Here is a 13,675-nt window from a genome sequence, read left to right as displayed (position 1 = left end):
GTGCAATTTCAAAACTGTTTGCACTAGAGAAAAACTACCGGACGCCTCGTTAATATAAACCTGATTAAAAATTGCCTGCGCATCAGATTGGGCATCCGTAGTATCTGTCTTTTAACAATAAAAAAGCCGGCTTTCGCCGGCTTGTGCCCGAGAAGGGAATCGAACCCCCACAGTATTGCTACTACCAGATTTTGAGTCTGGCGCGTCTACCAGTTCCGCCACCCGGGCTGGTGGTGATTACTGCATGCTTGTCAATAATAAAGCACAATATCACTTATCTTCTTCATCCTTATCATTGACGGGCAGCAAAAGTATCTAAACTCTGCTGAATCCGCAACAGGTACCTCCTGCGGTAGTAACAGTCTTTGATTTTCTTTAGAACATTTTCATCAGGCGCATCTTCGCGGTAGGAAATTAATACAGGCCGCACCTCTTCGTCGAGCGATGCTGAAAGCGTTGCCACCTGTTTGCGTAATGCTGCTGCTTTGTCCGCATCCTTGTCATGCTCCAGTTCCATCAAAGCTTCATTGATCTCCATCATTTCCATTAAAAACGCCGGCGACAATTCATAGCGTTCACCCGCTGAAATCACTTGCTTCAATTCAAGAATATACTGCATCCGCCGGTCGAAATCAGACAAGACCTGGTAAGCACGTGTAATTATGGTTGACATTGCAAGCGCTTCCTGTTGTTCTGCTTCACTTTCATTAACAAAAAAATCAGGATGGAATTTTTTACTGAGCGCCAGGAACTTTCTTTTGACGGCTGCCTCTTCCAGCATAAAAGAAACAGGCAATTCATATAATTCGAAGAAATTCATAATATTAATTTACGGGCAGGTCGCTTCGGCTTGCTCCTCTGCAGTTAATCAGTATCCGGCAATGATTAACATGCCACACACAGAATGGTGTTACCGGAACAATCCGACAATATCGTTTCCATTAGCATAAACGAGTAAGCTCAGCAGGATGATCATACCGGCCACCTGAGCATATTCCAGGAATTTTTCATTGGGTTTGCGGCGCGTGATCATTTCGTACAGGGTGAACATGACATGTCCGCCATCGAGAGCCGGTATCGGTAACAGGTTCATGAATGCCAATGCAATGGAAAGAAAACCGGTGAAGGACCAGAATGATAACCAGTTCCAGGTGGGTTCAAATGCATTGGCAATGCTGATGAAACCGCCTACGTGTTTATACCCTTGCACCTTGGATGAGAAGATCAGCGCAAATTGTTTTACATAGTTGCTCAGTGTTTCCCACGCTTTATGAATACCGGCAGGAAGCGCGCTGATGAGCGAATACTTAATCACTTTCGTTTCCATGAAATCTGTTCCGGGCGCCACCTGCACGCCGAGCATACCATCGGAGGCAAGCGTGATTTTTTTTGCAATCGTGTCCGTCTTACGCTTCACGGTTACTTCAATTTCCTTTCCCTTATTCGCCATCAGGCTGTTGCGCACCTCATCATAAAAGAAAGCAGGCTGTTGGTTGATGGCAAGCACCTGGTCTTCGGCTTCCAGCCCGGCAGATTTCGCGACGGAATTCGGTGCAAAGGCTTTGATGACAAAAGGCATGCGGGCAGAAATAAAATCCACCGACTTGCTGTCAATGGCTTTTTTAATCATCAGCTCATCAATCGGCACCTTCACCTCCTGACCGTTCCGTTCCACCGTGACAACTTTGGCCATGTCAATAATAATAGTGGAGGTAACCCTGCTGAAATTTTCAACCGGCTTACCGTCAACAGCCAGGATCTTATCACCATTCTGAAATCCCATTTCCCAGCCGATAGAATCAACGGCTATACCATATTTAAGGCTGGTAGTCGGAATGTATTCTTCCCCGGAAAAGAACAACAACATCCAGTAAATAAAAATACCGAGCAGCACATTCATGATAATGCCTCCCAGCATAATGATAAGCCGCTGCCATGCAGGTTTGGAACGGAATTCATACGGCTGTGCAGGCAATTTCATCGCTTCCTTATCCATCGACTCGTCTATCATGCCGGCAATCTTGACATAGCCACCTAATGGCAGCCAGCCGAGCCCGTATTCCGTTTCTCCCTTTTTAAACTTAAACAGTTCAAACCACGGGTTGAAGAAAAGATAAAACTTCTCTACCCTTGTTTTAAACATCCTGGCCGCCATGAAATGCCCCAGTTCATGGATCAGGATGAGTATGGAAAGGCTTAAAAATAATTGTCCTGCTTTGATGAGAATATCCATCTATCTGTGTGTTCGTAATTTGATTTATAATACTTGAATCAGCTGTCAGGATGCAAAACCAGCAATTGCTTCCTTTGCATACATGCGGGCCTCTGCATCCGTTGCAACATAATCGTCGTAAGCAGGCTGACCAATAAAGGCAACACGCTCCATGCAAATTTCGATCACCTCAGGCATTTTATCAAAGCGTATGCTGTTGTGAAGGAAGGCATCTACGGCTATTTCGTTGGCTGCATTAATGATGCAGGGTACATTTCCACCCCTGTTGAGTGCTTCATAAGCGAGGGCAAGATTACGAAATGTTTTGGTATCGGGTTGTTCGAAGGTGAGTGATGGAAAGTTCACAAAATCGAATCTTGGAAAATCTGCTTTCAGCCTGCGTGGATAACCAAGCGCATACTGAATCGGTAAGCGCATATCGGGCAAGCCCATCTGCGCTTTCATGGAGCCGTCTTCAAACTGCACGAGCGAATGAATGATGGATTGCGGATGAATGATGACCTGCACCTGCTCCGATTTCAATCCAAAGAGCCATTTTGCTTCTATCACCTCCAGTCCTTTATTCATCAGCGTTGCCGAATCAATCGTCACCTTTGCACCCATCGACCAGTTAGGATGATTCAATGCCTGCTCCCTGGTAACTGTCTGCAGGTAGCTGGTGTCCTTTCCACGAAAAGGTCCGCCGGAAGCTGTCAGGTAAATTTTCTCCACCGGATTCATCCATTCGCCGGCAAGGCATTGAAAGATGGCGGAATGTTCTGAATCCACCGGATAGATATTGACACCATGCTGCTGAGCCAGCGAAGTAACGAGCTGACCGGCAACCACCAGTGTTTCCTTATTCGCCAGGGCAATCGGTTTTCCGGCCCTGATGGCAGCCAGGGTCGGACGCAGCCCTGCATAACCTACCATGGCTGTTAAAACCAGGTCAACACTGTCCATGCCGGTCACGGCACAGATAGATTCCATGCCCGTATACACTTTGATATCATGCGGATCCAGTGCTTCCTTTACTGCAGCATATTTATCCTGATCGCCAATCACCACACAATTCGGCTGAAATGTAATCGCCTGTTCAATCAACAGGCCGGCATTGGTGTTGGCACACAGCACCTCTGCTTCCAGGTAATCCCTTTGCTGCGCAATAACCTCCAGTGCCTGCCGGCCGATAGAGCCGGTGGAACCGAGTATGGCAATTCGTTTTTTTGCTGAAGAAGAATCTTGTGAGGAGGGTTTCAAAAGTGACGACTTTAAAGAATTTAAAATACTAAAGGTCGAATAAACGGGTCATGCTTAATGCAGATTCAATCCATTTCATCCTGCAACTTCTATATTATTCAAGTACCAGTTTCTTGCGAACCATCAGCCCGGCGTCGCCGGTGATGGTTACGATATAAATGCCGGCCGGCTGTTTATCACGATGCCAGTCCAGTTTATTGCCGGTGACCTTTAATGTCTGCAAATTGCTTCCGCTGATATCGGCAAGCTGTATCGTATAATGGCCCGGAGCGTCGAATTCAATGGTGGTCATCTCACGAATCGGATTGGGATATATGCTTACCAGTTGAGCAGGTATTTCTTCCAGGCCAACCTGAACCGGCAGATATATGGATGCATCCACGGGGCAACCTGTACTGTCTTTCACCACAACGGAATAAATACCGAATGTAAGATCAGTAATGGCGGAGTCTGTTCCGCCATTGCTCCATTGGTAAGTATATGGCGGATAGCCGCCGGTTACATGAGCGGTGAGGGAGCCATCGCCGGCGCCCACATAAGATTCAAATGTGTAATCAAACATCAGCTTGATTTTATCGAGCCGGAAGGTATCGAGCCAGAACTTTCCGCTCAGCAAAGAAGGGAAAGCGCAACCGGAATGATCCAGTCCGGCCCCTGAACTAACCAGTGAAATGGCAGTCGCACCCCTGGCAATAAACGTATCATAGGCGACATAAGCATTCAGGTAATTAACGTCATTATCACCTTCGCAGAAATACATGCGCATCGGTGCTTCCGGCTTCCAGTTGTAGGTATTATTTTTTTTAAGATAGGTGTGCAGCTTGTAATCCGGATCATTGTTGAATGAATCCAGCACAGCCGGCACGATGATATCATTGGGTACCGACGGCATCACGGCATTCACCTCGCTCATGCTATGCAGCCCGTCGAACAAAGGCGGCAGCAGCACGTCATAAGGCGATACCAGGAAATCAGCCACATTATCATATATGTGGTACACACTGTTATATGCCAGCAACAGATAAGGCAGGTAACCAGGATTCGGATATTCTCCACCCTGTGAAATTATGCCTGCCTGTACACCTGCAAGATCGTAAGGCCCTGACATGGGAGCAGATGCTGTTACCGTAAAGTAATTACTGTAATGTTCCTGTATCAATTGGTGCGCTGCCATGGTGGCATGCCCGCCCTGTGAATAGCCAATTAGAAATAGCTGGTTGTTTAATGTGATATCCAGCTGACTGCAAATAGTAAGCGATACTACAAGTAAATCCGCTACAGCTCTTGCTTCCGTTTCGGCGTGCACGTAAGGATGCAGCCCGGGAGAATCACCAAGCCCAAGATAATCCGGCATGCAAAGCACTGCGCCGTCTGCCGCCATCGAGAGCCCAATTATCACTTCCCCTCCTGCCAGCCTCGAGGGCACCTCTTCTTTCTGAAGGATGGTGCCATGCTGATAGCTTGCAAGCGGCGCATGGCAGTTGGGCGCAACGGGTACAAAAAGGGCGCCTGATGCAAGGATGGGCAAACTATCTGCATCCAGCGTATTATAGAGCACTTTATAAGCATTCACGCCATAGGTGCTCGGCAAGATAATGCCCGGAATTCCATTGGCGGTGTAGATACTGTCAATCTGATCCAGCGAATAGGAAGCGATTAATTCATACGAAACGAGTTGTTGTGCCTGGCTTCTTACCAGGAAAAAAACAAAAAGAAACAGCAGGCAGATTTTTCGCATAGGAAATTATCAAGGGAGCCCAAAACTACTCGGATTGCTGCAGATATAAAAACGTGAATAAACAGGACTGATTTCCTGCGCATGACTTTGCACCTTGCGGCGTTCCCGCGGTTTACATTTTCATCCGGCTTAAGATTAGCGAAGAGCAAAAAATGCTGTGGCAGCCAATATTACCAAAGTATAACCTTGAGGAAAAACTATCGCTTGCAGGGAAATACTTCCGAGCTTTGCTACTTATCCTGCAACGCACATGGTCAAATTGAATCCGGCTGGATGACGGATCATGCCTGCAGAACATTGGTTATACAGCCGCTTAACAGGAAATCATACAGTAAAAAAAGCTGGATTACTGAATAGAACAACTATGGAAACACCCTGTGGTAGTCATTACGGAGGCTCCATCTTATTTTTATTATAGCAACCGGATTACTATAGCCGCAATGATGCTTTGCTTATCTAAATTCATTGAAGCAGAATCGCTATTTTCGGCTTCATAAATACTTTCAAATCTCATGAAAAAGTTGCTGCTCGTGATTTCCATTATTGTTACTGCCGTTACCATGAAAGCGTTTGCAGGTCCGGGCGATACGATTGTTGTGCAGGCCTTCACATTTGGTTCACCGCAGGATGCATGGTTTGTATTTCCATCTGATACGGTGAGATTTGAGAAAATTCTCATGAAGTATACACTGAAATGCAATCCGGCACAAAGTCCGGCCTGCGGGGAATGGGACTACCTGACTTACACCTACCTCTACAAGAATACCGGCTTCCTGGACTCCACGCAGATTCATCAGCCAACCTATACTGTGAACGGTACAAGTCCTGACAGCTTTTCCTATATGCAAACACCATCATGGAAATATCTGCCTGCCTGGCAATATTTTATGGTGAATACGAGCACATCATCATTAAGCACTTATCAGTTAGGTACAGGAACCGTCGCAGCAACCGCACCTTTCGGAGCCTCTCATCCCGTTTCACGTTCTCAATATCTGTGGAAGGCAGGTGAAATCGCTGCCGCGGGCATGACGGCCGGAAGCATAACCGGCATTCAGTTTTATATTACTTCTTCAGGTGGTGAAGTACATAATCTGACCATCAGGATGAAGCCGGCTACACTTGATTCATTGACCCAAACAAACTTTGCCAACGACGGCTTTACGACCGTATATGCAAAGAATACCGCATTTCAACTCACGGGTTCAAACAGCTTGCAATTCACCACGCCATTTAACTGGGACGGCACTTCCAATATCATCATCGACATTTCATACGAGAACAATGCACCGGCCACCGATAATGTAGTGAATGCTGCAACAGCCGGCTTTACTGCAGGCCTCACCTCTTCAGGCAGTGATCGTGTTGCTGCCTTTCATAGCTTTGGCTACGTCGATGTGCCGGTTAATGATCAGGTTGCAGCCATCGACTCTTTTGTAACCATTTCATTCTGGTGCTATGGAACACCTGAACTGCAACCTATGGACGGTACTGCATTTGAAGCTGTTGACAGTCTGCAAAACAGGTTGTTGAACTCGCACCTTCCCTGGTCCGACAGTCACGTTTACTGGGATGCCGGCTTCTCGGGAACCGGTTATGACCGTATTCACAAAGTTGCTACGGCACCGCAGATAAAAGGCCAATGGAATTACTGGGCATTTACCAAAAATGTAGCAACAGGCTGGATGCGGATCTATCTGAATGGTGTGCAGTGGTACACCGGAAGCAACAAAACTAAAAGCATGAAGGGTATTAAATATTTCAAGATTGGTAAAGGAAACTGGAATGGTTCAAAAACATATGAAGGGAAAATAGATGAATTCGCTGTCTTCAACCAAGAACTGCCGGCTGCCATCATCCAGGAATATATGTACAAGAAAATAGATGCTTCGCATCCTTACTACAACAACCTGGCTCTATATTATCAGTTTGACGACGGCAACTATCAGACATTTTCCGATGCCGCACCTGGCAATCATGCTCCTGCTGATGCTGCTGGTGTTGACAATCCATTCCGGGATGCAGATGAGATCATTTCCTTCAACCCCACTTCGCTGCGACCAAACATAACTTTTGAAAGAGGTGTGTACGATCAATATATTGATTCCGTCTTCGTGGTTGACTCTGCTGTCACGACACCTGTGCAACTGATAACTTATTACGACTCCGTCAATAATCCCGGCGACGCTACCAGTATCGAGAATGTGTGGCTTCCTTACTATCACTATGTCTTTAATGCACAGGGTGAAGTTGTCGATTCTTCACTTGTTGCACCGGACTACACGCTGCTGCTTGATTACTACGACTGGTACCATAAGTACCCACAGGTAATCCGGTATGAACTGGCCCGATACATTACGCCCTATGGTATTAACCTGAGCCTCGGTGATGGTTTCACCTGGACATTTGATGTGAGTGATTACAGGCCGTTGCTTGCAGACAGTGTTCACCTGAATGCGGGCAACTGGCAGGAATTGCTGGATGTAAAGTTTTTGATGATAGAAGGAACGCCGCCACGCGATGTGTTAAGCGTTCAAAACCTGTGGAACGGCGGCTTCAACTACGGACAGAGCAGCGACCCGATAGAAAATCACCTGCAACCGCTCACCATCGATATTCCTGCTGATGCAGCTAATGCACGATGGAAGTCGCGCATCACCGGGCATGGCATGGATTCTCCGCAAAACTGCGCGGAATTTTGTGCCAAGACACATTATTACAAAGTGAACAATGTGCAACAGTTTTCAAAACTTGTATGGAGGAATAACTGTGATCTCAATCCCGTGTATCCACAAGGCGGCACGTGGGTTTATGACCGTGCGAATTGGTGTCCGGGCGCGGAAGTATGGACCTATAACTGGGAACTTTCCCCCTTCCTTACGCCCGGCAGCGCTGTCACACTTGATCATGATGTGCAGGCATATACCAGCACGTATGGCTGGGACTATTACCAGATAGAAGATCAGTTGGTCACTTACAGTGCACCGAATTTTTCGCTGGATGCATCCGTAGATGATATACTTGCTCCTGGCACTGATCAGATGTGGGGACGCATGAATCCGGTTTGTACCAATCCTGTCATTAAAATCAGCAATGGTGGCGCCACTACCCTCACCTCATTGACCATCAGCTATGGATTGAATGGTGCGACACCTTCCGTCTACAACTGGACGGGTAATCTGAAGTTTACCGAATCAGCTACTATCACGCTCGGATCTTTTGAATGGGTACCGAATGCCACAGAATTTGTGGTAACCATCGCTAAACCAAACGGCGGCAGTGATGAATATGATCATAACAATACTGCCACTTCCCACTTTGTTTATCCTGTTGTGATGCCGGGTGAATTCTACATTGAATTTAAGACCAACAACTATGCTGATGAAAACAGTTATACACTGAAGGATGAATCCGGTAATATTTTGATTGATAAAAGCGGCCTCGATCCGAACATCATCTACCGTGATACAGTATCACTGACTGCAGGTTGTTACAAATTTGAGCTGACCGACAGCGGAGAAGACGGCCTTACCTGGTGGGCCAATCCTTACCAGGGAGGCGGATATGTTCGCTTCAGGAATACGACCAATGGCGCCATCATCAAGAACTTCAACAGTGATTTCGGCGGACAGGTATATCAGCAGTTCACGGTAGGACTTACCACAGGCACCGGTGATTGTATCTTTACTGATAAGACCATGGTTGATATTTATCCGAATCCCACGAACGGGCGCTGTTACATTGATATCAGCCTGCCGGAGCGAACAGACGGGTACCTCGAGATTCGCGATCTGTTAGGTAAAATAGTATACACTGAAAAATTCCTAAATCAGACGGCGGAAAGTTTTGATGTTGACTTGTCTCCTTTCGGTCGCGGAGTCTACTTTATAACTTTCAGTTCCGGAAAAGATCACATCACTAAAAAACTGATGGTGCAATAATCCTTCACGTCAAAAGAACAGATGAATTCCATCATTTCATCATCTGTAATACATACGCTCAACCGTATGGCTGCAAATGCAAATTGTGACACCGGTAAGCAAAGCAACATTGTGTTATGGCAATAAAAACAGATTGGAAGAAAGCAATTAACCCGCTTCTGCGGAAGTATAAAACCAGAAAGCATCCGCTGAATTATGCGAATGAATATCAGTTGCTGGTGATGGTGGTGCTTTCCGCAAGGTCATCGGATGCGTATATTAATCAGATTGCACCCGCGCTCTTCGAACATTATCCTGACTTCCCATCCATTGTTGCAAAACCGGATGATCTGTATTCGCTGATTAAAGGTGTTCCCGGAGGCCGTAAAAAAGCTGAATGGATTATCAATGCCGCTGCTGAACTGGCTCGTAAGACACTGCCATCCACGATGCAGGAGCTTACAGGCCTTCCCGGCATTGGACGCAAGTCGGCCAATGTGATCATGCGCGAAACCGGCGCGATGGCAGAAGGCATTGCCGTTGACCTGCATGTGCTGCGTGTTGCACCCCGTTTGGGAATTGCAAAAGGCACTGATGCCGGAAAAGTGGAAGAGCAATTGATGAAAGTCATTGACAGAAAAAACTGGGGAGCGGCAGGAATGGCCATCTCTTTTCTGGGCAGGGAAATATGCAGGCCGACACCCATGTGCCCTGACTGTCTGATGAAATCAGCCTGTAATTTTTTCATGAAAGGCGGTTACGAAAAATTATCGAAGCAACAGGCAAAGAAGGCGAAGGTTAAGCATCAACTTGCTGTGCCAAAGCATAAGATGAAGGCAAAACGATAATTTGCAAAGAACAACCCGCTATTCACCCGTATAAACAGCGCCGGCCTTTCCGGGCCGCATCATCCTGACCCGTTGCCTGTATAGGCAGATCTTAACCTGCTGCATTATGAGCACTCAATGCATGTTTTCTAGCTGAAAGTGTTGACAGGTTTCTGCCGGCAGGCGACTTCGATTCATCCTGAAGGCCACTAATATGCAAAGTGAAGTTTTCTACCACAGGATGATGAAAAAACTATTTTTTCTATATTACAAATAATTATTTAATTATATTTCCTGATGAATTCCGGGGGCGGGATCAGTTTGAAGAATCAGCAGACATTAAAACAGCCGGTCTGTATTGTTCAAACTGCAATTATGTTTTATAGCATCAGTGATTACTGAGCATCATATAGGAAAATTCAATTAATGGCTTGAGCGCGAAAACCCTGAAATGCTGAACAGCATCATTCAAGATACTTCACTCACTCATTAAAATGCCGGTAAGATGAAAAAGCTATTCATGCCTTGCATTGCGCTCCTGCTATTAATCCATCTCTTTGCTTTTACACAGCCCGTTGATCAGGCATCAACAGCATATAGTGTCACAACGGGATTTGTAGAAAACAAAGGGCAGATTACCGATCAGTTTTATCGGCCGAATACAGCTGTCCGGTATATTTATGCCAGCGGCAGTTTTAATCTGCAGCTGAGAAATGACGGATTCAGCTATGAACTTTTCCAGTATATGGGCAAGGAATGCAATGTTACTAATGCGACCTGTCCTGAATATGATATTGACCGAAAAACCGGCTGCAGCAAAAAAGGCATCTATGTGATTTCAAATAGAATTGATATTACATTCCTCAATGCTGCCAATGCTGAATTATCAGCATCTCTTCAGGATAGCGCCCTGCTGCATTTTTATACTGCAGGCACCGGAGTCAGCGGCGTTACCCATGTACGCAGTTTCCGCACCATTACCTATAAAAATGTATATCCGGGCATTGACCTCGTGTTTTCCGCACCGGATAACCAACATGCATTTTTAAAATATGAATGGCATCTCCAGCCCGGCGCTGACCCCACTGTTATCCGGTTGCAGTATGATGGCGTTCCCGAAATGAATTTACTGGCAGACGGCAGTGTCGGTATCAAAGCAGTGAACGGAATGATTAATGAAGGCAGGATCAGTGCATATGCGGCCGATGATCTTTCACCGGTTGATGTCCGGTACACGATTTCAAAAAACAAAATCGGCTACAAATCTACCGGCCTGCATGGCCGTGCTGTCGTCATCGATCCCAACATCACCTGGTTCACTTATTATGGCGGAAATGCTGCAGAAGATTTATATGAAGGAGAGTTATCGGTAGACCTGAAAGGAAATGCCTGCCTGGCCGGCAATACGATGAGCACGCTCTATATTGCAAGCACCGGTGCACACCAGGTAATCTTCGGTGGAGGAGTTGTGGATGGCTTTGCTGCCAAGTTTAAACCAAGCGGCCTGCTGGCCTGGGCCACGTACTATGGTTCCAATGACCGCGATGGTTGCCATGCTATCGCTGCCGATGATTGGCAGAATGTTTTTGTAGGAGGCAATACCTTCAGCAATAATGGTATTGCTACAGCCGGCTCACATCAGCCGCTGTTCGGTGGAGCCATGGATGCATTCCTGGTGAAGTTTGACATCAATGGCATTCGACAGTGGGCAACCTATTTCGGAGGTACAGGATATGGTGATCAGATCAGTGCTATCGTTTGCGATGCCGCCGGCAATATATATTTTGACGGATACACCTGCAGTGCAAATAACATTGCCACCGCAGGCGCTTACCAGGAAATATACAATGGCAACCAAACCGAAGGCGATGTAATGGCAGGTGCCTTCACCAATAACGGTACACTCAGATGGTGTTCTTATCTGAGTGGGCCCGGGCAAGACCGCGCACACGATATCGCTCTTTTGAGCAACGGTGATTTCTATATCCAGGGTACTTGTGAAAGTACCTCGCAATTTGCAACGCCCGGTGTTCATCAAAGCGTTTATGGCGGTGGTCCGCAGGACGCATTTATCGCGAAATGGGATACAACCGGCCATCTGTACTGGTGCAGCTACTTCGGCGGTGAAGAAGATGAACACGGCAGAGGGCTGCAGACCGATGCGGATGGAAATGCATATATCGGCGGCTGGACAATCAGTCAGACCGGAATAGGAACACCCGGCACTGCGGATCCAGAATGGAATGAAGGATACAATAATGATGGATACCCATCCGCCGATGGTTACCTCGCCAAATTTACGCCCGACGGGCAGCTCGCATGGGGAACCTACTACGGCGGGCCCAGCCTGGATCGGGCAAGAGGTATAGCGATTGACAAAGAAAATAACTTCATCTACCTGGCAGGTCAAACCGGAAGTGACGAAGATGTGAACGGCAATATATTTATGGCAGATGAAGGATTATTCTTGCAGGATGGATTTGTTGCTAAATACACCGCTGAGGGAGCATTGGCCTGGAACTATATTGTGGGGGCCGGCGGCGAGCAAAATGTATTTGATATTGAGTGGGACAAAAAAAGCAAATCACTCTATATGGCCGTTGTTACGGATACTGCTTTCTTCAACTCATCCGGCGTTTATCAATCCGGCACCAATGGCGGCGATGAAGTGCAATTAATCAAACTGAATGTAAGTGATGCCTGCAAAGATAAATATGAACCGAACGACAGCTATCTCACTGCCGCGAAAATCAATGTTACTGCCGATCTTGGATTCTATGGCTACACCGGTGCCATTGCATCGTCCACTGATCAGGACTGGTTTCAGTTTAAAACAGTAATCACTACCAACCTTAAATTTGACTTATCGGATCTGCTGGCAGACTATGACCTTTTCCTCTACAAAAAAAACGGGCAGTTGATCAACTCTTCTGCCAATACCGGAACCACCGACGAATCAATCATTTTAAACAATGCTTCCAAAGGCACCTACCTGTTAAAAGTGGCATCCGCTAATGCTTCATCTGAACCGAATGCCTGCTACAGGATTAACGCATTCAGCAACATTTTGCCCTGGTTTGCAAGAGCCGCCAATGAAGGCATCATCTGCGGTGAGGGGGATCTTCAAATAGCGTTGCATCCGAATCCGGCAAGTGATCATGTTTTATTAAAGATCACCGGTGCGGCACCGCAAAAACTCAAAGTAAACCTGCTAACACCGCTTCACCAGGTGATCTGGTCGGAGGAATGGATAGCCGACCGGGAAAGCACTGATTTCTCCATCGATCTGTCAGGCTTTGCACAAGGGCTTTATCTGTTTGAGTTGCAGGCAATCGGAAATTGGTACCTGGCAAAGTTGCTTGTGCAACGATAAATACTGCCGGGAAAAGTCGTGTCCCTTTCTGTAAATATCATTAACATCTTCCCACAGAAAAACCGAATCGGTTATTGAAAAGAGAATGATGCTGAAAAGCCCGGAAGGATATGGACATCAGCATAAGCTGATCATCAGCTAAACATCAGCATCAATGTGCCCGGGACGAGATTCGAACTCGTACACCTTACGGCGCCACCCCCTCAAGATGGTGCGTCTACCAATTTCGCCACCCGGGCATAATAACTGAAGCGTATAATGTTTTGGAGCGGGGCAAAAGTAAAAAAACTTTACACGCGGGGTACTAAAAAAACAAACGCGCGGAAAATGGCATCCGCGCGTTTA

General features: G+C 46.6%; 7 protein-coding genes and 2 tRNA genes. 3 read left to right on the top strand and 6 right to left on the bottom strand.

Annotation, left to right across the window (positions count from 1 at the left end; genetic code table 11):
* Positions 1-144 precede the first annotated feature (144 nt).
* From K1X61_14705 to K1X61_14685, 5 genes are all read right to left on the bottom strand, one after another.
* A tRNA-Leu gene (locus K1X61_14705) sits at positions 145-228 on the bottom strand.
* Positions 229-292: 64 nt separating this feature from the next.
* Complete coding sequence (hscB, locus tag K1X61_14700; GenBank protein MBX7109896.1) at positions 293-820, bottom strand: Fe-S protein assembly co-chaperone HscB; 528 nt, start codon at positions 818-820, stop codon at positions 293-295.
* A 90-nt stretch (positions 821-910) separates the two neighbouring features.
* Positions 911-2,233 (bottom strand): RIP metalloprotease RseP, encoded by a 1,323-nt coding sequence (gene rseP, locus K1X61_14695; protein ID MBX7109895.1) that lies wholly within the window; start codon positions 2,231-2,233, stop codon positions 911-913.
* Between the two features lie 45 nt (positions 2,234-2,278).
* Positions 2,279-3,472, bottom strand: a complete 1,194-nt coding sequence (locus K1X61_14690; GenBank protein MBX7109894.1) for a 1-deoxy-D-xylulose-5-phosphate reductoisomerase — start codon at positions 3,470-3,472, stop codon at positions 2,279-2,281.
* 94 nt (positions 3,473-3,566) lie between these two features.
* The gene (locus K1X61_14685; protein ID MBX7109893.1) at positions 3,567-5,210 is read right to left on the bottom strand and encodes a T9SS type A sorting domain-containing protein; all 1,644 of its coding nucleotides are present in this window, start codon (positions 5,208-5,210) and stop codon (positions 3,567-3,569) included.
* A 512-nt stretch (positions 5,211-5,722) separates the two neighbouring features.
* Here K1X61_14685 and K1X61_14680 point away from each other — a divergent pair.
* The 3 genes from K1X61_14680 (at position 5,723) to K1X61_14670 (ending at position 13,330) form a co-directional block, all read left to right on the top strand.
* Positions 5,723-9,151: a T9SS type A sorting domain-containing protein gene (locus tag K1X61_14680; protein ID MBX7109892.1), complete on the top strand. Its 3,429-nt coding sequence runs from the start codon at positions 5,723-5,725 to the stop codon at positions 9,149-9,151.
* A 116-nt stretch (positions 9,152-9,267) separates the two neighbouring features.
* Positions 9,268-9,978: an endonuclease III gene (locus K1X61_14675; GenBank protein MBX7109891.1), complete on the top strand. Its 711-nt coding sequence runs from the start codon at positions 9,268-9,270 to the stop codon at positions 9,976-9,978.
* A 484-nt stretch (positions 9,979-10,462) separates the two neighbouring features.
* The gene (locus tag K1X61_14670; protein ID MBX7109890.1) at positions 10,463-13,330 is read left to right on the top strand and encodes an SBBP repeat-containing protein; all 2,868 of its coding nucleotides are present in this window, start codon (positions 10,463-10,465) and stop codon (positions 13,328-13,330) included.
* Between the two features lie 157 nt (positions 13,331-13,487).
* Here the strand turns inward: K1X61_14670 and K1X61_14665 are convergent.
* Positions 13,488-13,569, bottom strand: a tRNA-Leu gene (locus K1X61_14665).
* Between the last annotated feature and the right edge of the window lie 106 nt (positions 13,570-13,675).

This window comes from Chitinophagales bacterium (genome assembly GCA_019694975.1).
Classification (GTDB): Bacteria; Bacteroidota; Bacteroidia; order Chitinophagales; family UBA10324; genus JACCZZ01.
The sequence above is the reverse complement of the archived record's forward strand: the minus strand, read 5'-3'. Positions and strand labels throughout refer to the sequence as shown.